Raw genomic sequence first — 18,423 nt, forward strand, 5'->3', positions numbered from 1 at the left:
GCCGATGAAATCGATCCTGATGCTACTCGCCCTCGCCGCCAGCACCGAGGCGTGCAGCGATGCCGGCGCAGGAATGAATGTCGGCTGGATCAATGCCGGCAAGTGGCTCGCCTACGACATCTACGTGACCAGCATCGGCGCTGAGGCACGAGGCTACTATCGCCTCGCCTTCCTCGCCGATTGATCAGGCCGGAGGAGCCATCACCGTATTCCCCTCGCGCAAGCGCCCGGCAATGTAAACGTGCTGGGACTGGTGAAAACGCTTCCGCAAGCGAGCCGCCAGCCGCTGCGTGCCACTTGCCCCGATCTCGCGGAAAGGAATCTCCACCGTCGTGAGCGCGGGACGATTGCCGCGACGCTCGATGCCATCGAAGCCAGTGACCGAGACGTCAGATGGCACCTTGATGCCACGCTTCTTCAGCCCGGCCACGAGATCATATCCTTGGTGGTCAGCCGCACAGATCCAGGCCGTGACTCCGGCCCGGGTGCGCTCAGTCGCAGCATCGATGCTCTCCTCCACCGGCAATTCCGTGCGAGGAAACACACCGATCACATCCTGCGGATCGACCTTCAGCTTCAACCGCGCCATCTTCTCGACGAAGGCACCATAACGCCGGAACGACCAACCGGCCTCGACCGGATAAGAGCGAGTGTAATAACCGATCCGCCGGTGACCCGCCTCGACCAGATGATCGATCAGCATCGAGATCCCCTGATAGTGATCCACGTCCACGCAATCGATCGCATTGTGCTCATACTGATCGACTAGGGAAACCAGCGGGAAGCGCGTCGCCAGCTCATCGACCACGGCCACCGGGAAAGGATAAATGAGCAGCACGCCACTCGTCTTGCGACGGGCGAGGTTGCGGATCCGGTCGAACTCCGGGCTCTCCACGCTCTTCACATCCGGCGGGATGAAGTGCACCTCCACCAGCGCCCCGTGGAGCTGGGCATACTCTGAGACTCCTTCGAGAATCTGTGCACCGGGACTCTCATAGCCACCGCTGAAGTACTCCTTCGTCTCCGTACAAATTAGCGCGCACAGATTGATCTGCGAGGCCGGCTGCTTGTTCGTGCGCACCCGGGTCTCCATGTGCGCGTAGCCGAGCTCGGCTGCGATCTGGAAAACCTTCGCCCGCGTCACCGGACTGATGCCGGCATGGTTGGTGAAGCAGCGGGACACCGTGGCCCGGGAAATCCCGAGACGGTCGGCGATCAATTGTTGGTTTACTTCAGCCACTTTCGCAACGAGCCCTTTCCGGCTCACCAATAATGGAGTTTGTGACAGGGATGTGGCAAGAACGGCCTGCGCGGCCCAAAAATCCGACCTTGCCACCGCTTCGCAGATTTATGTAATTTTGTGCAACACCCACCAGCGGCACCCCGTTGATTGAACCCATGCGAATCCTCATTCCACTTCTTCTCCCTGCCCTGCTAGCCACCGCGACCGCCGAGCCCGGCCCGCTTTCCATGCGCAAGAACGCCGACGGAGCTTGGGAACTGGTGCGAGATGGCAAGCCCTACTTCATCCGCGGTGCCGGCGGCCAGCGCAGCCTCGACGTACTGGTGGAGTCCGGCGGCAACTCGGTCCGCACCTGGGGCGTCGACGCCCTTGCCGAAAAGGTCGATGGCAAGCAGCTCGTCCAGCGCGCGAAAGAGCTCGATCTCACCATCGCCGCCGGCCTCTGGGTCGGCCACGAGCGTCACGGCTTCAACTACAGCGACACCACGCAGCTGGAAAAGCAACGCAAGGACATCCGCGCCGCCGTGGCCAAGTGGAAGAACGAGCCCGCCATCGGCTTCTGGGGCCTCGGCAACGAGATGGAAGGCCCCGAAGCGGATGGGAAGGACGACCGCATCTGGAAGGAGCTCGAGGTGCTCGCTAAGATCATCAAGGAAGAAGACCCCAGCCGCCTCGTCATGACGGTCATCGCCGGCGCGGCGCGCCCGAAGATCGAGGGAGTCAGGGACCACTGCCCGAGCATCGATATCCTCGGCGTGAATGCCTACGCCTCCGCCGCCGGCGCGGGGAAGGCGGTCAAGGAAGCAGGATGGAAGAAGCCATTCATTCTAACCGAATTCGGCCCATCGGGCCATTGGGAGGTCGCGAAGACTTCATGGGGCGCCCCCATCGAGCCCAGCAGCCGCGACAAGGCCGCGAAGTACTACTCCACCCAGCAGCTGGCCTCTGAAGACTCCGCCGGACTCTTCGTCGGCTCCTACGCCTTCCTCTGGGGACAGAAGCAGGAATGCACTGCCACCTGGTACGGCATGTTCCTCCAGAGCGGCGAAAAGCTCCCCTCAGTGGACGCCATGTCCCGCGCTTGGACCGGCAAGTGGCCCGCCAACCGCTGCCCGCGCGTGGAGACCTTCACCTCGCCTGCGAAAGGAAACACCATCAGCCCGGGTGAAAGCGTGGCAATCACCCTTGATGTGGTCGATCCTGACAAGGACAAGGTCGAGCTCACGTGGACGCTGGCCAGCGAATCCACCGATCGCAAGAGCGGCGGTGACGCGGAGCGCGCACCCGAGGAAAAGAAGCTCTCGATGGACTCCACCGGCCCCAACCAATGGACCTTCAAGGCTCCCGACAAGCCCGGCGCTTATCGCGTCTTCCTGATCGCCCGCGATGGCCGCGGCGCGGCAAGCGCCGAGAACATCCCCTTCCAGGTCCGCTGACCGCGTAGCACCATGGTGCAATAGCCACACCCCCGTGCGTCCGGCATTCCTGCCACGCGCGCGGGAATGAATTGGCTCTTCGAACTCCACAAGACACAGCCGGTTGCCCATGCCATCGGCGCGCTCGCATTCGTCTGCGTGCTCGGGATGGCGCTTGGCAGCCTCAAGTTCCGTGGCATCGGACTCGGCACCGCCGGCGTGCTGTTCGCCGGCATCATTGTCGGCCACTTTGGCAATCCCGTCGATCACGCGACGCTGGATTTCGTGAAGGAGTTCGGGCTGGTGCTCTTCGTCTTCACCATCGGTCTCCAGCTTGGCCCCGGCTTCTTCGCCGCGCTGCGGGAAAAGGGCGTGAAGATGAACGCACTTGCCGCAGCCATCGTCGTAATCGGAGCCATCACCGCGCCGCTCTCCGGAAAGCTCATGGGCTTCGACATGGCCGCCGTGCTCGGCATCTATTCAGGCGGCACCACCAATACCCCCGCACTCGGAGCCGGCAGCCAAGCCATCAGCTCGATGGAAAACGTCACCGCCGACCAACGCGCCATGCCCGCCTTGGCCTACGCCGTGACCTACCCGATGGCCATCGTCGGCATCATTCTCACACTGCTCATCGTGAAGAAGATCTTCGCCATCGATGCTCCGAAAGAAGCGGCCGAATTCGCGGCAAGAAATCGCCGGCAAGTAGATGCATTGGAACGCCGCACACTGGCGGTGACCAATCCCAATCTCAATGGCATACGCCTCGCCGACGTGCCGGGCCGCATCGAGGCAGAGGTCACCATTTCACGCATCCGCCACCAGGGAGAAACGGTCGTGGCGCACGAGGACACCATCCTTCATCGCGGCGATCTCCTCGTAGTCGTGGGCACGCCGAAATCACTGGATCAATTCGAGCGAGTGATCGGACAGCGCAGCAGTGAAGACATCACGGTGGATGAATCGAACATCACCTTCCGCCGCGTCGCGGTGACCGACCGCGGTGTGTTGGGAAAAACCGTGAGCCAACTCGGACTCGACCAACGCTTCGATGTCGCCGTCACCCGCGTCACCCGCGCCGATCTGGAAATGTCCGCCGTGCCCGGACTACGCCTCCAGTTCGGTGATCAGGTGCAGATCGTCGGCCATCCCGAGGACCTCGATCGTGCGGCAAAGCTGTTAGGAAATTCCCTCAAGGAACTCAACGAGACCCACTTCATTCCGCTCTTCATCGGCATCGTGCTCGGAATCGCACTCGGCACCCTGCCTATCGCCGTCCCGGGACTACCCCAACCCGTCAAACTCGGCCTCGCCGGTGGGCCGCTGATCGTCGCGCTCATTCTCGGCCGGGTCGGCCGTATCCGCCGCCAGGTGTGGCACATGCCAGTGAATACAAACCTCGCGTTCCGCGAATTCGGCATCGCCCTCTTCTTCGCCGCGGTGGGCCTGAATGCAGGTGCCAAGTTCTTCGCCACCGTCTTCAGCGAGACGGGAGTCCAGTGGCTGGCCGCTGGCATCATGGTCACCATGCTGCCCCTCCTCTTGGTCGGCATCTTTGCAAGAGTCGTCTTGAAGATGAACTTCATGGACCTCAGCGGCCTCCTCTCCGGCAGCATGACCGATCCACCCGCACTCGCCTTCGCGTCGAACATCGCCGGCTCCGACGCCCCCACCGTCGGCTACGCCACCGTCTATCCCCTCACCACGCTGATGCGGATCCTCTCAGCCCAGGTGCTCGCGATCGTCTTGTTTGGTTAGACGATTGCAATCTCGACACTCTCGGTCATTCGGAGCGAGGCTTGAGCAATCATCTGTCAGCCGATGAATCCCCAACTCGCACTCGTCCTTTGCCTGCTTGGCGGATGCGTCGTCATGTTTGTGACGAACCGGCCGCGCATGGACGTGGTGGCTCTGCTTGCCATGGTCGTGCTGCCGCTCGCCGGCATCATCACCGTGCCGGAAGCACTCGCAGGCTTCTCGTATCCAAATGTGATCTTGATCGCGGCGCTCTTCATCGTCGGCGAAGGTCTCGTGCGAACTGGCGTCGCGAACCAAATCGGTGATTTCCTGCTAAAGCACTCCGCCGGCAGCGAACCGCGCTTGCTCATCTTGCTCATGCTCGCCGTCGCTGGCTTGGGTTCCGTCATGAGCTCCACCGGCGTGGTGGCCATCTTTATTCCCGTCGTTCTGTTAGTGGCGAACCGCCGGAAACTCTCACCCAGCCGGTTGATGATGCCGCTCGCCTACGCCGGCCTGATCAGCGGCATGCTGACATTGGTCGGCACCGCTCCCAACCTCGTCGTCGACAGCGCCCTGCGCCACGCCGGACACGCGGGTCTCGGCTTTTTCAGCTTCACCCCTTTCGGCGCGATCATTCTCGCCGCAGGAATCGGCTACCTGTTGATCGCCCGCCGCTGGCTGAATCGACGCGACGACGATGGCGGCACGGAGCATCGACGGCGGCAGATGATGGACTTCGTGAAGGACTACCGCTTGGAGAGCCGGGAATACCGGCTTCGCATCGGGGTCGGCTCTCCCTTGGCCGGACAGACCTTGGAAAGCGTTGGCACTCGTCGTCGCGATGCCGCCAATGTGGTGGCGATTGAGCGACCGAAAGCCGGTCAACACAGCGAACTGTTAGAGCCACGTCCCGACCTGCTGCTGCAAGTGGGCGATGTGCTCATGATCGATGTCGCAGAGCCTCCCGATGAGGAGCGCTTGCAGATGCTCGCAGGATTGAAGCTCGAGCCGCTGCCACTCCGCGGCAGATATTTCACCGACCGCTCCCGGGACATTGGCATGGCAGAGGTATTGCTGCCACCAGACTCCGGCCTCGTCGGCCGCACGATCATTGAGGTGACATTCCGGACGCGCTTCCGGCTGAATGTGATCGGCCTCCGCCGCGGACGCGAGGCCGCCGAAGGATCCATCGCTGAAGAGAAGCTCCGCGCAGGCGACACCCTGCTGGTGATCGGCCGCTGGAAGCATATCCGGAACTTGAAGAAGCATCCGCACGACTTCGTGCTGCTCACCCTGCCAGCTGAAATCGACGAGGCCGCGCCCGCCGCAAGCAGGGCACCCTTCGCACTCGCCAGCCTCGCCATCATGGTCGTCCTGATGGTCACCGGCTGGGTGCCGAACGTGATCGCCGCCCTCCTCGCCTGCCTCCTGTTAGGAGCCACCCGCTGCCTCACGCTGGATGCCGCCTATCGGGCCATCCAATGGCCCAGCCTGATCCTCATCGTCGGCATGATGCCCTTCTCCGCCGCGCTCCAGAAGACCGGCGGCGTCGATCTCGCAGTGCACGGACTGCTGCAAGTTTTCGGAAATTCCGAGCCGCGCCTGTTGCTCGCAGCCCTGTTCGCGCTCACCTCGCTGATCGGCCTTTTCGTCTCCAATACCGCGACCGCAGTGCTCATGGCCCCCATCGCACTAAGCGCCGCCCGTGCCCTGGGCGCCTCCCCTCACCCCTTCGCCATGACCGTCGCCTTCGCCTCTTCCGCCGCCTTCATGACGCCGGTATCCTCACCCGTGAACACACTGGTCATGGCCCCCGGCAAGTATCGCTTCGGCGACTTCGTGAAAATCGGCGTCCCTTTCACAATCCTGGTGATGATCCTGACCGTGCTGTTGGTTCCTTGGCTCCTTCCGCTTTAGAATCGATCAAGCTTCGGAAAGCCATGGGCCACTCACCGTGGAATGAGACGATGAAACCCGGTCAGTGGCCCAAGCGGCATGCGATATCCCAACCCACAAGAGCTGGAAGGATGATGGAGGCCGCGAGAACGCGTTCGATGTTCCCGCGGCGGAACAGCTCGACGCAAGCTGAGGGAAACCATGAGACCGCGACCGTTCCCCAGGCTAAGTCCAAATGACTCCAGTCATTGTGGACCGCGATGGTGAGCAGAAAGCTCACGGACATTGCTCCGAACGCCACCCCGTGAAGGTAGATCCGCGGGATTCGGAGTTGCGGCACCAGGTCAGACTCCATCACTACCTCAGGATAGGGGACGTCAGAGGCCGGGGCAAGATGGATCCCGGCCACAAAAAAGCCCGGCCTCCCTCGCGGAAGACCGGGCCTTTGTTAGAGCAATCGAGCTTACGCGTTGGCGGGAGCTTCGGCTTCGGCAGACTTGGCCTTCTCGTCGCGAAGGGCGGCCTTGCGGCTCATCTTCACGCGGCCCTTTTCGTCCACGCCGAGGCACTTGGCCGTGATCACGTCACCCTTCTTGACGACGTCTTCGACGTGCTCGGTGCGGCCTTCGGCCAACTCCGACACGTGGATCAGGCCGTCCTTGCCGGGAAGCACTTCCATGAAGGCACCGAAGTTGGTGATGCTGACCACCTTGCCGGTGTAGATCTTGCCCACTTCGATTTCCTGGAACATGCGCTCGATGAGCGACTTCGCGCGCAGCAATCCTTCTTCCTTGGAAGCGTAGATGTGCACGGTGCCGTCGTCCTCGATGTTGATCTCGGCGCCGGACTCGGCCTGGATGCCCTTGATGTTCTTGCCGCCAGGCCCGATGAGCTCACCGATGCGGTCAGCCGGGATCTTGACGGAGACGATGCGCGGGGCATGCGGGCTCAGAGCCTGCGGACCGGAGACCGCTTCGGTCATCTTGGCGATGATCGTGGAGCGGGCAGCCTTGGCCATGTGAATGGCTTCCTCGAGGATCGAGAGCGGCAGGCCCGGAAGCTTCAGGTCGAGCTGGTAGCCAGTGACACCGTCATCGGTGCCGCAGAGCTTGAAGTCCATGTCGCCGTAGAAGTCTTCGGAACCGATGATGTCCAGCAGGGCCTTGTGAGCCTTCATCGTGCCATCTTCGTTCCACTCGGTCACGAGACCGACGGAGATACCGCCGACCGGAGCCTTGAGCGGGACACCCGCACAGAGCAGCGACATGGTGCCGGCACAAACGGTGGCCATCGAGGTGGAGCCGTTCGACTCCATGACTTCCGACGACACGCGCATGGCGTATGGGAAATCCTCGACGTCCGGGATCACCGGAGCGATCGAGCGCTCGGCAAGGGCACCGTGACCGATTTCGCGGCGGTTCAGGCCACCCATGCGGCCGGTCTCACCCACCGAGAACGGAGGGAAGTTGTAGTGAAGGATGAAGCGCTTGCTGTCCTCACCACCGGCGTAGTTGTCGAAGAACTGCTTCTCGTCGGCCGGAGCCAGCGTGCAAATTCCCAGAGCCTGCGTTTCGCCACGGGCGAAGATCGCGGAACCGTGAACGCGCGGCAGGCTGTTAGCCTCGGCGAAGAGCGGGCGAAGATCACCCACCTGGCGGCCATCGGCGCGAAGACCCTTCTCCATGATGGAGATGCGGAATGCCTTCTTCTGGATGTATTCGAAGACCTGCTCGACATCGAAGTCGTTCGACTCCGGATAGCGGGCCTTGATGGCAGCTTCCACTTCGTCGCGGAGAGCGCCGACCTTCTTGCCACGCTCGACCTTGGACGGTGCGTAGATGGCGTCTTCGATGCGAGATCCAGCGATCTCGTAGCCGATTTCAAGGAGTTCTTCCTTGGCGACGGTGAGAGCGTAGTCGCGCTTCGGCTTGCCAGCGAGGCGGACCAGTTCTTCCTGGGCTTCCACCAGCTTCTGAACGGCTTGCTGGGCGAAGTGCAGCGCCTTGATGAAGTCTTCTTCGGGAAGCTCATTGGCGGCACCTTCGATCATGATGACGTCGGTCTTGTTGCCGACATACACGAGATCGAGATCGCTTTCGGCGCGGTCATCGAAAACGGGGTTGATGATGAACTCACCGTTCACCCGGCCCACGCGCACGGCACCGATAGGGCCAGCGAAGGGGATGTCAGAGATGGCGAGCGCTGCGGAAGCGCCGTTCATCGAGAGGATGTCGGAGTCGTTGATCTGGTCAGCGGCGAGAAGCAGTGCGACGATCTGGGTGTCGTAAAGGTAGCCCTTCGGGAAGAGCGGGCGCAGCGGACGGTCGGTCATGCGCGAGGTGAGGATTTCCTTCTCGGTCGGACGACCTTCGCGCTTGAAGTAGCCGCCCGGGAACTGGCCGGCGGCAGAAGCCTTTTCCTTGTATTCGACGGAAAGCGGGAACCAGGTCTGGCCGGCTTTCACTTTGGTTTGCGACACGGCGGTCACGAGGACCACGGTTTCGCCGCAAGTCACGACGACGGCGCCGTCGGCGAGCTTGGCGATTTTCCCCGTTTCAAAGGTGATGGGGTTCGAGCCGACCTGGCTCGTTACGGTATGGATATTCATCTTGTCTGTCTTTCGTGTGTTGCCCCGGCGACATGCCGCGGCGGTGTTTGGTTTCGGACAGACCCCAGAGTAAAAAGGGTTCGAAGGGACTGTCCGGCGGCGGGTGGGAAAACGTTTCCCTGATAATACCCGCCGTATTCATGCGCGACGGCCACGGGATGAACCGTGGCCGTCGGGAGAAAGGGTCTTACTTGCGGAGGCTCAGACCGGCGAGCAGCTTCTGGTAGCGCTCTTCGGAGTTGGCTCTCACATAGTCGAGCAGCTTGCGGCGCTGTGCGACCAGCTTGAGGAGGCCGCGGCGGGACGAGGTGTCCTTCTTGTGCAGGCCGAGGTGCGCCGTCAGGTGGACGATGCGCTGGGTAAGCAGGGCGACTTGGTAATCTGCGCTGCCGGTGTCGGTTTCGTGGATCTTGAAGTCCGCGACGTTGATGGTGCTTTCGCTCATGGATATATTTAATTCAGTCCAGCCACCTTGGCCGGTCCGCCCTTGCTCGGGACCGCGGAGGAAACCCGATTCTCAGGGCATTGCAAGCACCGATTCAGGGTTCTACCCCGGGCTCTCGGCGGGCCCGGGCTTTCTGCAAATCGGCCAGGGTCACCGGCGAGCCCATGCTGCGGCGGGCCATCAGCCAGCCCGCCAAAGCCCCGCCAAAATGGCAGGAATGTGAGACAGCCAGCACCCCCGCCGGCATCCAAGGCACCGCCACCGCAAGAATCCCCGACGCGAGCAGAACTCCCAAGCCGAGATTCTTCGCCGAAAGCGGCAACAGCAGCATCCGCGATTGCGGGGACACCGTCGTGAGCCACAGCAACAACGCGAAAATCCCGCCCGAAGCCCCCACCAGCACCATACCAGACTCCGTCGCAGGCAGTAGCAGGAACGCCACCCCGCCCGCCAGCGCTCCCATGAGAAAAACCCGCGCCGCCGTTCTCCATCCACCGATTCTCTCCACCCGGGCTCCAGTGCTGACGAGGACCAAGACATTCAGCACGGCGTGCCACCACACCCCGTGGATCAGCGCATGACTCGCGATCTGCCAGATCCAGCCCCTCTGGATCCCCTGTCGGCTCAATCCCAGCGCCTGATAGACTCCCGGAATCGCCCCCGCTCCACCAAGCACGGCGAGCACGGCCTCGATCACCAGAATCACCCCCGCCAAGGCGAGCGAGAAGCGCGCGGAGCGGACATCCTCCCACCACCATTTCCACCGCTGGCTCCGTCCGGGCACGAACGGAGAGTGCATGGCTCGGGACGAGTGGAGAATCGAAAATAGCGAACCTAATCTGCCGACCTTACTTCACCACGCGGGCACGCGGCTCGCGCTTCACCGAGTCATTCGTGCCAGGGCTGGTCACAAACGGACCACCTTCCAGCGGAGCAATGCCCGTGAAAGCCACATCCGGCATTTCGCTCGGACGACCGGCCAGCGGGAAATCCTTGCGCAGCGGGTAGAAAGGATAGCCTTCCCACATCAGGATGCGGCGCAGATCCGGGTGCCCGCTGAAGCGGATACCCATCATGTCGTAAACCTCGCGCTCGTGCCAATCGGCACCGACCCAAAGATCAGTACAGGTCCGGACCTCTTCATCCTCGGAGACCTTCGACTTCACCCGCAGGTGCTTCGAGTCGTCCACCGTGACGAGTTCATAGACCATCTCGAAACGAGGCTCCTCGCCGAAGTGGTCGAGGCTCGAGATGTCGATGATCATCTCATAGCCGTGCTCCTTCTTCGCGGTGGCCAGCACCTCGTGCAGCACGCCGAGTTTCACGCAAATCGTGTGTTCGCCGCGGAATTCCTTCGTTCCGACGACATCCGCGCCGAATTTCGCGGAAAGGCTTTCGATATCCTGGGCAGCGGACATGGGAAAAGAAATCAGGCGAGGTCTTCGATGAACTCCTTCTTCTGGTTCGCCAGCGCGGGATCGCTCTCGATCTTCGCCTGGAGCTTCATCAGGCCCTCAATGAGTGCCTCAGGCCGTGGCGGGCAGCCGGAAATGTAAACGTCAACCGGGATCAACTTGTCGATTCCCTGCAGCACCGCGTAAGAGCGATACATGCCACCGGACGAGGCGCAGGCACCCATGGCGATGCACCACTTCGGCTCCGGCATCTGGTCCCAGATCCGCTTCACGGCGAGGGCCATCTTGTAGGTCACCGTGCCAGCCACGATCATCACGTCGGCCTGGCGTGGGGAAAAGCGCATCACCTCCATGCCGAAGCGGCTGAGGTCGAAGCGGCTGCACGCGGAGGCCATCATTTCGATCGCGCAGCAAGCGAGTCCCATCGGCATCGGCCACATGGAATTCTTGCGCATCCAATTCATCGCGGCATCCACGCGCGTGAAGATAATGTTGCCTTCGATCTTGGAATCGTAGGCCGCGTGGGCGGTCTGGGTGGAATCGCTGACCATGGTCGTGCGGCGGGACGATGCCCCTCCCCCGCCCCGCTCTCAAGCCGTTTGTGAAATTTTTCACAAGCTCCCGGAATCACATCGAGCTTTCCTTTGCGGGCGGGCGGGCCTATCCCCGCGCGCCCATGAATCGCATCGACGCCGCCTTTGACCGGCTCCGCTCGGAAGGAAAGAAAGCCTTCGTCGCTTATGTCGCCGCTGGCGATCCCTCCTTCGAGGCCTCGCTGGAGGTGATCAAAGCCCTCGCCGACGCCGGTTCGGACATCATCGAGCTGGGACTCCCCTTCTCCGACCCACTTGCCGACGGCATCGTCAACCAGATGGCCGCCGACCGCGCCCTGAAGGCCGGCATGTCCACGCCGCGCTCCTTGGAGCTGATCCGCAGGTTCCGCGAGACGCACCAGACGCCGATCGTTCTCTTCACCTACCTCAATCCGATCTTCACCTATGGCTTCGAGAAATTCCACGCCGACGCCGCAGCGGCCGGAGCCGACGGAATTCTCCTGCTCGACCTGCCGCCGGACGAAGCCAAGGAAAACGACGACCTCGCCCGGGGCGAAGGCCTCAAGCACATCCGCCTCATCGCCCCGACCACACCGGACGAGCGCGTGAAACTCCTGGCCGCCAGCGCCGAGGGCTTCATCTACGCCCTGTCCCGCACCGGCGTGACCGGTGCCCACGGCGCTCCCTCGGAAGGCATCAGCGAGCAAGTCGCCAAGATCCGCCAGGACGCAAAAGTGCCCGTCTGCGTCGGCTTCGGCATCACCACTCCCGATCAGGCAACCATGGTTGCGAAGTCAGCGGACGGGGTGATCGTCGGCTCAGCCATCGTGAAACAGATCGAACTCAATCCCGACCGCGCCGCCGCTGCCGTGCGCGACTTTGTTTCCCCGCTGATCGCCGCCACCAAGGCTGTCTAAACACCTTTTCCGACCATGCTCCTGCATTTCTACAAGATGAACGGTGCCGGCAACGACTTCGTTGTCGTCGACAACCGCGACCTCTCCCTCTCCCTTACTAAGGACCAGATCGAGCATCTCTGCGACCGCCATCGCGGCGTCGGCGCGGATGGCCTGCTGGCCGTCGAGCCCGCCGAAGACGGTGCCGACTTCAAGTTCCGCTACTACAATGCCGACGGCGGCGAAGCCGAAATGTGCGGCAATGGCGCACGCTGCTTCGGGCGCTTCACAGCGGCGCTGATGGATGACACGCCCGACCGCGTGACCTTCGAAACGATCGCCGGCGAACTCGCCGCTGAACTCGTGGAAGACGACGTCCGCATCGCGATGTCGGAGCCGAAGGATCTCAAGCTCGACACCGGAGTTCACATCCCCGGCCTCGAGGGGACCCTGCGTTTCATCAATACCGGCGTCCCGCACGTCGTCGTATTCGTCGCCGACCTGCCCGGCACCGAAGTCGTCCGCCATGGCGCGGCGATCCGCTACAACAAGGGCTTCGCCCCGGCAGGCACGAACGCCAATTTCGCCACCGTCCTCGCCCCCGGCCACATCGCGATCCGCTCCTACGAGCGCGGCGTGGAAGACGAGACCCTCGCCTGCGGCACCGGCATGGTCGCCAGCGCGCTGATGCATCACCTCCTCGATGGCGCACCCTCCCCGATCAAGGTCGACGTGAAGGGCGGAGACACTCTGGAGATCGGCTTCGAAAAGACCGGCGAATCCACATTCACGAACGTAACCCTCACGGGACCAGCGGATTTCGTCTTCGAAGGCGATATCGAAATTTGATGCCATTTTTTGGCATCATTTGACATCTCATCTTGCAATCATCCTTTTTCCTGCCACCTTACCGGTATGAAAAAGGGTGTGAACTACCGTGATGCGCTGAAGAAAAAGCGCACGATCATCGACCTCCCAGACGAGGATCTGAAGCGCTTGGATGATCTCGCGGATGAGAATTCCGTCCCCCGCGCCACCGTCCTTCGGGAAGCCGTCGCCGAATACGTCGTCCGGAAGGGCAAGGCGCCCTCCACACCCAAGCCCCTCGCCGGTTTTGGCGCACTGAAGGGCTACTACGGCGACGCACAGGCCTATCAGGATGAACTTCGCGGAGAGTGGGAATGACCGGATTCTTCGACACCAACATCCTCATCGACTTCCTCAACGGCGTCCCTGAGGCGCAGGTCGCCACCGCCCCCTACAGCCGCCGCTGCATCAGCCGCATCACATGGATGGAGGTGCTCGCCGGGGTCAAGGACACGCCAGGAGAAGATATCGCCCGCACTTTCCTCGCCCAGTTCGACGTCGTTGAAATGACCGAGGACGTCGTGGAAGCAGCCCTCACCATCCGCCGCCATCACGTCCCAAAACTCAAGCTTCCGGACGCCATCATTCTCGCGTCGGCACGCCTGCTCGGAACCCGCCTGATCACCCGGAACACCCGCGATTTTCCGGCCGATTCGGCAGACGTTCATGTCCCTTACGGCCGGTCGCCATGAAGCAGCCCTCGCTCATCCTGATCGGGGGACCGAACGGCGCGGGGAAGACGACCTTCGCGAGGGAGATCCTGACGTCCGATCTCAAGGGCATGCGATTCTTGAACGCAGATGAAATCGCCCGTGGATTGTCTCCGTTCGACCCCGCAGAAGTTGCTTTCAAGGCGGGCAGGCTTCTGCTCAGGGAACTCGACGAGCAAATCCGCTCCCAAGACAGCTTCGCGCTGGAATCAACACTGTCCGGACGGGGGCATGCGCCCATCCTTCGGCAAGCTCGCGATCAGGGTTACCGGATCGTGCTCCACTTCCTCTGGCTCCCGAATCCGAAGGAATCCATCGCGCGGGTGAAGCAGCGGGTAAGAAAAGGAGGACACCATGTCCCATCAGAGGACATCCGGCGTCGATATCCCCGGATTTTCGAAAACTTGGTCCATCTCTACCTACCATTGGCTCACGAGTGGTATTTCTGGAGCGCCCGGAGCCTCCCGCCCATCCCCTTGGCAAACTCTGCGACTCATGCTATTGCTGATGTCGACGGATTCCTCCGCTCAAAATGATCGCTCCAAAATACAAGCCGCTCCTCCCGCAATCCGCAGACGAGCTGCCCGAGCATGGCAAGATCGCGCTCCGCGCCCACAAGCGCGCCGCCCGCAAGCTCCGCGCCGAGCATCGCCGCCTCGGGCTCCCCATCATCGTCTGGAAGAACGGCAAGGTCGTCGAGGAGCAGCCCTGATTTTCCGTGGCGAATTTGCCATCAGGGGTTGAAGACCGGCGCGGGATGTTCATTCTCCGCCCGCCATGACTTTCCGAGGCACCTACACCGCGCTCATTACACCCTTCCGCGAAGACCGAGTCGATACGGCCGCTTTCAAAGCCCTGATCGATCGTCAAGTCGCAGCCGGGATCACGGGCATCGTGCCGGTCGGAACCACCGGCGAATCGCCCACCGTCGACACCGACGAGCACATCGAGATCATCCGCCTCGCCGTGGAATACGCCGCTGGCCGCTGCCAGGTCGTCGCCGGCACCGGCGCGAATGCGACCAAGGAAGCCATCGAGCTGACCCAAGCCGCCGAAAAGGTCGGTGCCACCGGCACCCTCCAGGTCTGCCCTTACTACAACAAGCCCTCACAGGAAGGCCTCTACCGCCACTTCAAGGCCGTCGCGGAAAACACCGGCCTACCGGTGATGCTCTACAGCGTGCCTGGCCGCAGCGGCATCGAGATCGGTGTGGAAACCACCGCCCGCCTCGCAGCGGACTGCAAGAACATCGTCTCCATCAAGGAGGCCGGTGGCTCGGTCGAACGCGTGAATCAGCTCTTCCAAGCCGTCCCCGCGGACTTCTCGATCCTTTCCGGCGATGACCCGCTCACCCTGCCCTTCATGGCGTGCGGTGCGGTCGGCCTCGTCTCGGTCGCCTCGAACATCATTCCGGAAGTGCTGGTGAAGCTCGTCCAGACCTGCCTCGACGGCGATTTCCCCGCCGCCTTGGCCCAGCAGAAGAAGTGGTATCCCCTCTTCCGCGGACTGATGTCGCTCGATGTCAATCCGGTCCCGATCAAGACCGCCGTCGCCCTCCAAGGCCACTGCTCGGAGGAAATGCGCCTGCCGCTTGCGCCGCTGACCGATTCCGCGAAGACCCAGCTTACCGCCTTGCTCAAGGAGTTCGGCTTGCTCTAATTCATCCTGCCATGATCCAGCTTCTCGTCACCGGAAAGTCCGGCCGCATGGGCCAGGCTGTTATCCAAGCCGCCGGCCATGAACCCGCCGTCTTGGTCACTGCAACTCATGACGCCGGCGAAAACCTCGCTGCCGCCATCGCCCAGGCGAATACCGTCATCGACTTCACGATGCACAAGTTCACCGGCGAGTTGCTGGAGGCTGCCCTGAAAAACGGCACGCACCTCGTGATCGGCACCACCGGCCACACCGATGAAGAGCGCGCCGCGATTCGCGAGGCATCCGCCAAGCTCCCGATCGTTTACGCGCCGAACTTCTCGATCGGTGTGAATACGCTCTTCTGGCTCACCCAGAAGGCCGCGCAAATTCTCACGCAGGACCGCTTCGACATCGAGGTGACGGAGATGCATCACCGCCACAAGATCGACGCCCCGTCCGGTACGGCGCGCCGCCTGTTGGAGATCCTCAATGAGGAAACCGGCACCGACTACAACAAGGACATCGCCCACGGCCGCTTCGGCAATGTCGGTCCGCGCCCACCGCGGGAAATCGGCATGCACACCCTGCGCGGTGGCGATGTCGTCGGCGATCACACCGTGATGTTCGCCGCCGATGGCGAGCGCGTGGAGCTCACCCACAAGGCCAGCTCCCGTCTCACCTTCGCCGCCGGTGCCGTCCGCGCCGCCGTCTGGCTCTATGACAAGCCCGCCGGCCTCTACGACATGCAGGACGTGCTGGGCCTGAAGTGACGCGCCAATGAACGATCCCCAGTCATTGATGTGGTATCAGGTCCACAAGAAGGAGACCTCCACCACGTTCCTTCTCTGGGTCTTCCTCGGCCACTTCGGCGCGCACCGCTTCTACATGGGGAAAACCGGGTCGGCGGTCGCGATGCTGCTGCTCGTGATCCTCTCGATCCCGCTCATCTTCGTGGGCATCGGCATCCTCACCTACATCGGCGCCTTCATCTGGTGGCTCGTCGATGCATTCCTGATTTGTGACTGGGTCAGGGATCACAACTTGCGACTCGCCCACACCATTTCGCAGCAGCAGCATTTGCCACAACAAGGGGGGCAATTCCTGCCACCAGCCTAAGGCTCCGTCTTGGATCGCAAGGACACCCACATGTCCGCAGACTCTCCATCCTCCCGGCGACCCGCCCGGGTCGGCGTTGCCCTTGGCTCCAACCTCGGCAATCGCCTCAAGCACCTGCAGGAGGCACGCGATCTCCTGAAGAAACTCTCCGTTGATGGAAAGTTCCACCAGGCCCCCGTCTATCAGACCGAACCCGTAGCCTGCCCGCCGGACTCGCCCGACTTCTACAATACCGTCGTCGTGTTCGACTACGCAGGCACCGCCCACGACCTCCTGGACGCGACCCAGGCCATCGAGTTCCGCCTCGGCCGGGTCGCCGTGCCGGAAAGGAACGCCCCGCGGGTGATCGACGTGGACATTCTTTTCTTTGGCGACGAGCAGATCGACGGCGAAATCCTCGACCTCCCCCACCCGCGCCTGACCTCCCGGCGCTTCGTTCTCCAGCCGCTGGCCGACCTCCAGCCGGGCCTCGTGTTACCCGGCGATCAAGTTTCGATTGCGGAACACCTCCGCCACCTTGATTCTGAAGAGCCGCCGCTCGTCACCGTGCAGGCGGTGTGGTAAATCCTTCTTCTCCCGTGACCGGTCTCGAAAAAGCCGCCGCTCTCGCCGCCCGGAAGCACGCCGGTCCGCCGGTGACGATGCTGACCGCCTATGACTACCCCACTGCCCGGCTGTTTGACGACGCGGGCATCGATGCCCTTCTCGTGGGTGACTCGCTCGGCATGGTGGTCCTCGGCTATCCGGACACCACCCACGTCACGCTGGAGCATATGCTCCACCACGTTGCCGCCGTCGCCCGGGCCAAGCCAAAGGCACTGGTCATCGGCGACCTTTCCATCGGCACCTATCCCGACCCGGCCACTGCCTTGGCAAATGCCCGCAAGCTCGTCGAAGCCGGGGCCGAGGCCGTGAAGCTCGAAGGCGGCCTCCGCCAGGCCGCGAAGGTCCGCGCCATCGTCGATGCCGGCATCCCCGTCTGCGGCCACCTCGGCATGCTGCCCCAGCGTGTGTTGGAAGAAGGCGGCTACCGCAAAAAGGGCAAAACCCCCGAGCAAAGCGCCGCCCTTCTCGAAGGCGCGCAGGCGCTCGTGGAGGCCGGAGTCTTCGCCATCGTGTTCGAAAGCGTGGTGCCAAAGACTGCCGAATGGCTCACCTCCCAGCTCGCCGTCCCCACCATCGGCATCGGCTGCGGCGAACACACCTGCGATGGGGAAGTCGCCGTCGCCACTGACCTGATCGGCACTTTCCCGTGGTTCGTCCCACCCTTCGCAAAGCCCGAGGCGAACCTTTCTCCCCAGATCACTGCCGCCGCGGCCGCCTACAAAGCCCGCGTCCAGAACTGTCCCGCCCCTCTTGGTTAGCCCCGAAAAGCAAGCCGCCCTCGACGCCCGCATGGCCAAGTTGCGCATCGCGGAGGACGACCTTGTCGAGAAGTTCATCCTCGGCTCCGGCGCGGGCGGACAGAAGATCAACAAGACCTCGTCTTGCGTCTATCTCAAGCACATCCCCAGCGGCATCGAGGTGAAGTGCCAGTCTCACCGCTCTCGGGAAATGAATCGCTTCCAGGCTCGCCACGAACTTTGTGACCGGCTCGAAGGGAATCGCCGCGAGAAGGTCCAAGCGGCCATTGATGCCGCTGAGAAAAACCGCCGCCAAAACCGCCCTTTGTCGCGTCGTTCCAAGCAGCGCTCCGTTGAGGAAAAACGCCGGAATTCCCAAAAAAAGTCACAAAGACGACACACGGGAAAAGATGACTAGCGCGCAATTTGCAATATAGGTGGCTTTCTTAGGTCCCTTAAAGGGAAACGCTTGCTCCGCGCCAAATGGATTGGTAGACAGGTCACAGTTCTCTCTCCCCGAGATTGTTGCTGCTTTCC

22 protein-coding genes are annotated in these 18,423 nt (G+C 62.4%); 16 read left to right on the plus strand and 6 right to left on the minus strand.

The window, feature by feature from the left end; genetic code table 11:
* The first annotated feature begins 4 nt into the window (after window positions 1-4).
* Window positions 5-184 (plus strand): carbohydrate-binding protein, encoded by a 180-nt coding sequence (locus tag WKV53_RS24335; RefSeq protein ID WP_341407433.1) that lies wholly within the window; start codon window positions 5-7, stop codon window positions 182-184.
* Here the strand turns inward: WKV53_RS24335 and WKV53_RS24340 are convergent, their stop codons facing one another.
* Window positions 185-1,240 carry a LacI family DNA-binding transcriptional regulator gene (locus tag WKV53_RS24340; protein ID WP_341407434.1) on the minus strand — a complete coding sequence of 352 codons (1,056 nt, stop codon included), beginning with the start codon at window positions 1,238-1,240 and terminating at the stop codon, window positions 185-187. It lies immediately after the preceding gene.
* A gap of 158 nt (window positions 1,241-1,398) precedes the next feature.
* Between WKV53_RS24340 and WKV53_RS24345 the strand changes: the two genes are divergently transcribed.
* The 3 genes from WKV53_RS24345 to WKV53_RS24355 all read left to right on the plus strand — a co-directional run bounded on the left by WKV53_RS24345 (window position 1,399) and on the right by WKV53_RS24355 (window position 6,315).
* A complete protein-coding gene (locus tag WKV53_RS24345; RefSeq protein WP_341407435.1) occupies window positions 1,399-2,679 on the plus strand; it encodes a glycoside hydrolase family 2 TIM barrel-domain containing protein in 1,281 nt (426 codons plus the stop codon).
* A 66-nt stretch (window positions 2,680-2,745) separates the two neighbouring features.
* Window positions 2,746-4,416 (plus strand): putative transporter, encoded by a 1,671-nt coding sequence (locus tag WKV53_RS24350; RefSeq protein ID WP_341407436.1) that lies wholly within the window; start codon window positions 2,746-2,748, stop codon window positions 4,414-4,416.
* A gap of 63 nt (window positions 4,417-4,479) precedes the next feature.
* Entirely contained in the window at window positions 4,480-6,315 is a 1,836-nt protein-coding gene (locus WKV53_RS24355; RefSeq protein WP_341407437.1) for an SLC13 family permease, read from the plus strand.
* A 442-nt stretch (window positions 6,316-6,757) separates the two neighbouring features.
* Here WKV53_RS24355 and WKV53_RS24360 read toward each other — a convergent pair whose 3' ends face one another.
* The 5 genes from WKV53_RS24360 to nuoB form a co-directional block, all read right to left on the minus strand.
* On the minus strand, window positions 6,758-8,902 hold the full coding sequence (locus WKV53_RS24360) for a polyribonucleotide nucleotidyltransferase (RefSeq protein WP_341407438.1): 2,145 nt from the start codon (window positions 8,900-8,902) through the stop codon (window positions 6,758-6,760).
* Between the two features lie 187 nt (window positions 8,903-9,089).
* Window positions 9,090-9,347 (minus strand): 30S ribosomal protein S15, encoded by a 258-nt coding sequence (rpsO, locus tag WKV53_RS24365; RefSeq protein ID WP_341407439.1) that lies wholly within the window; start codon window positions 9,345-9,347, stop codon window positions 9,090-9,092.
* A gap of 94 nt (window positions 9,348-9,441) precedes the next feature.
* Window positions 9,442-10,146 (minus strand): rhomboid family intramembrane serine protease, encoded by a 705-nt coding sequence (locus tag WKV53_RS24370; RefSeq protein ID WP_341407440.1) that lies wholly within the window; start codon window positions 10,144-10,146, stop codon window positions 9,442-9,444.
* A 49-nt stretch (window positions 10,147-10,195) separates the two neighbouring features.
* Window positions 10,196-10,765 carry an NADH-quinone oxidoreductase subunit C gene (locus WKV53_RS24375; protein ID WP_341407441.1) on the minus strand — a complete coding sequence of 190 codons (570 nt, stop codon included), beginning with the start codon at window positions 10,763-10,765 and terminating at the stop codon, window positions 10,196-10,198.
* An 11-nt stretch (window positions 10,766-10,776) separates the two neighbouring features.
* Window positions 10,777-11,313 carry an NADH-quinone oxidoreductase subunit NuoB gene (gene nuoB / locus WKV53_RS24380; RefSeq protein WP_341407442.1) on the minus strand — a complete coding sequence of 179 codons (537 nt, stop codon included), beginning with the start codon at window positions 11,311-11,313 and terminating at the stop codon, window positions 10,777-10,779.
* Window positions 11,314-11,438: 125 nt separating this feature from the next.
* Here nuoB and trpA point away from each other — a divergent pair, with 125 nt between their 5' ends.
* The 12 genes from trpA to WKV53_RS24440 all read left to right on the plus strand — a co-directional run bounded on the left by trpA (window position 11,439) and on the right by WKV53_RS24440 (window position 18,304).
* Complete coding sequence (trpA, locus tag WKV53_RS24385) at window positions 11,439-12,233, plus strand: tryptophan synthase subunit alpha (protein ID WP_341407443.1); 795 nt, start codon at window positions 11,439-11,441, stop codon at window positions 12,231-12,233.
* Between the two features lie 15 nt (window positions 12,234-12,248).
* Window positions 12,249-13,061, plus strand: a complete 813-nt coding sequence (gene dapF, locus WKV53_RS24390) for a diaminopimelate epimerase (RefSeq protein ID WP_341407444.1) — start codon at window positions 12,249-12,251, stop codon at window positions 13,059-13,061.
* A gap of 66 nt (window positions 13,062-13,127) precedes the next feature.
* Window positions 13,128-13,397: a ribbon-helix-helix domain-containing protein gene (locus WKV53_RS24395; RefSeq protein WP_341407445.1), complete on the plus strand. Its 270-nt coding sequence runs from the start codon at window positions 13,128-13,130 to the stop codon at window positions 13,395-13,397.
* Window positions 13,394-13,771, plus strand: coding sequence for a type II toxin-antitoxin system VapC family toxin (locus tag WKV53_RS24400; protein ID WP_341407446.1), 378 nt, complete (start codon window positions 13,394-13,396; stop codon window positions 13,769-13,771). Before WKV53_RS24395 ends, WKV53_RS24400 begins: the two co-directional genes overlap by 4 nt.
* Complete coding sequence (locus tag WKV53_RS24405) at window positions 13,768-14,325, plus strand: ATPase (RefSeq protein WP_341407447.1); 558 nt, start codon at window positions 13,768-13,770, stop codon at window positions 14,323-14,325. Before WKV53_RS24400 ends, WKV53_RS24405 begins: the two co-directional genes overlap by 4 nt.
* Window positions 14,322-14,501 (plus strand): hypothetical protein, encoded by a 180-nt coding sequence (locus WKV53_RS24410; protein ID WP_341407448.1) that lies wholly within the window; start codon window positions 14,322-14,324, stop codon window positions 14,499-14,501. Before WKV53_RS24405 ends, WKV53_RS24410 begins: the two co-directional genes overlap by 4 nt.
* A gap of 65 nt (window positions 14,502-14,566) precedes the next feature.
* Window positions 14,567-15,448, plus strand: coding sequence for a 4-hydroxy-tetrahydrodipicolinate synthase (dapA, locus tag WKV53_RS24415; RefSeq protein WP_341407449.1), 882 nt, complete (start codon window positions 14,567-14,569; stop codon window positions 15,446-15,448).
* Window positions 15,449-15,459: 11 nt separating this feature from the next.
* The gene (dapB, locus tag WKV53_RS24420) at window positions 15,460-16,197 is read left to right on the plus strand and encodes a 4-hydroxy-tetrahydrodipicolinate reductase (protein ID WP_341407450.1); all 738 of its coding nucleotides are present in this window, start codon (window positions 15,460-15,462) and stop codon (window positions 16,195-16,197) included.
* 7 nt (window positions 16,198-16,204) lie between these two features.
* The gene (locus WKV53_RS24425; RefSeq protein ID WP_341407451.1) at window positions 16,205-16,543 is read left to right on the plus strand and encodes a TM2 domain-containing protein; all 339 of its coding nucleotides are present in this window, start codon (window positions 16,205-16,207) and stop codon (window positions 16,541-16,543) included.
* A gap of 30 nt (window positions 16,544-16,573) precedes the next feature.
* Entirely contained in the window at window positions 16,574-17,107 is a 534-nt protein-coding gene (gene folK, locus WKV53_RS24430; protein WP_341407452.1) for a 2-amino-4-hydroxy-6-hydroxymethyldihydropteridine diphosphokinase, read from the plus strand.
* 14 nt (window positions 17,108-17,121) lie between these two features.
* On the plus strand, window positions 17,122-17,907 hold the full coding sequence (gene panB, locus WKV53_RS24435; protein WP_341407453.1) for a 3-methyl-2-oxobutanoate hydroxymethyltransferase: 786 nt from the start codon (window positions 17,122-17,124) through the stop codon (window positions 17,905-17,907).
* Window positions 17,900-18,304 carry a peptide chain release factor family protein gene (locus WKV53_RS24440; protein WP_375341841.1) on the plus strand — a complete coding sequence of 135 codons (405 nt, stop codon included), beginning with the start codon at window positions 17,900-17,902 and terminating at the stop codon, window positions 18,302-18,304. The genes panB and WKV53_RS24440 overlap by 8 nt, the downstream gene beginning before the upstream one ends.
* Window positions 18,305-18,423: the final 119 nt, after the last annotated feature.

The sequence above is a fragment of the Luteolibacter sp. Y139 genome (genome assembly GCF_038066715.1).
Classification (GTDB): domain Bacteria; phylum Verrucomicrobiota; class Verrucomicrobiia; order Verrucomicrobiales; family Akkermansiaceae; genus Haloferula; species Haloferula soli.

Bases quoted from the DNA above. Each gene is read 5' to 3' on its own strand.
- WKV53_RS24335 (WP_341407433.1), top strand. From the start codon at position 5: ATGAAATCGATCCTGATGCTACTCGCCCTCGCCGCCAGCACCGAGGCG.
- WKV53_RS24345 (WP_341407435.1), top strand. From the start codon at position 1,399: ATGCGAATCCTCATTCCACTTCTTCTCCCTGCCCTGCTAGCCACCGCG.
- WKV53_RS24350 (WP_341407436.1), top strand. From the start codon at position 2,746: ATGAATTGGCTCTTCGAACTCCACAAGACACAGCCGGTTGCCCATGCC.
- WKV53_RS24355 (WP_341407437.1), top strand. From the start codon at position 4,480: ATGAATCCCCAACTCGCACTCGTCCTTTGCCTGCTTGGCGGATGCGTC.
- WKV53_RS24360 (WP_341407438.1), bottom strand. From the start codon at position 8,902: ATGAATATCCATACCGTAACGAGCCAGGTCGGCTCGAACCCCATCACC.
- rpsO (WP_341407439.1), bottom strand. From the start codon at position 9,347: ATGAGCGAAAGCACCATCAACGTCGCGGACTTCAAGATCCACGAAACC.
- WKV53_RS24370 (WP_341407440.1), bottom strand. From the start codon at position 10,146: ATGCACTCTCCGTTCGTGCCCGGACGGAGCCAGCGGTGGAAATGGTGG.
- WKV53_RS24375 (WP_341407441.1), bottom strand. From the start codon at position 10,765: ATGTCCGCTGCCCAGGATATCGAAAGCCTTTCCGCGAAATTCGGCGCG.
- nuoB (WP_341407442.1), bottom strand. From the start codon at position 11,313: ATGGTCAGCGATTCCACCCAGACCGCCCACGCGGCCTACGATTCCAAG.
- trpA (WP_341407443.1), top strand. From the start codon at position 11,439: ATGAATCGCATCGACGCCGCCTTTGACCGGCTCCGCTCGGAAGGAAAG.
- dapF (WP_341407444.1), top strand. From the start codon at position 12,249: ATGCTCCTGCATTTCTACAAGATGAACGGTGCCGGCAACGACTTCGTT.
- WKV53_RS24395 (WP_341407445.1), top strand. From the start codon at position 13,128: ATGAAAAAGGGTGTGAACTACCGTGATGCGCTGAAGAAAAAGCGCACG.
- WKV53_RS24400 (WP_341407446.1), top strand. From the start codon at position 13,394: ATGACCGGATTCTTCGACACCAACATCCTCATCGACTTCCTCAACGGC.
- WKV53_RS24405 (WP_341407447.1), top strand. From the start codon at position 13,768: ATGAAGCAGCCCTCGCTCATCCTGATCGGGGGACCGAACGGCGCGGGG.
- WKV53_RS24410 (WP_341407448.1), top strand. From the start codon at position 14,322: ATGATCGCTCCAAAATACAAGCCGCTCCTCCCGCAATCCGCAGACGAG.
- dapA (WP_341407449.1), top strand. From the start codon at position 14,567: ATGACTTTCCGAGGCACCTACACCGCGCTCATTACACCCTTCCGCGAA.
- dapB (WP_341407450.1), top strand. From the start codon at position 15,460: ATGATCCAGCTTCTCGTCACCGGAAAGTCCGGCCGCATGGGCCAGGCT.
- WKV53_RS24425 (WP_341407451.1), top strand. From the start codon at position 16,205: ATGAACGATCCCCAGTCATTGATGTGGTATCAGGTCCACAAGAAGGAG.
- folK (WP_341407452.1), top strand. From the start codon at position 16,574: ATGTCCGCAGACTCTCCATCCTCCCGGCGACCCGCCCGGGTCGGCGTT.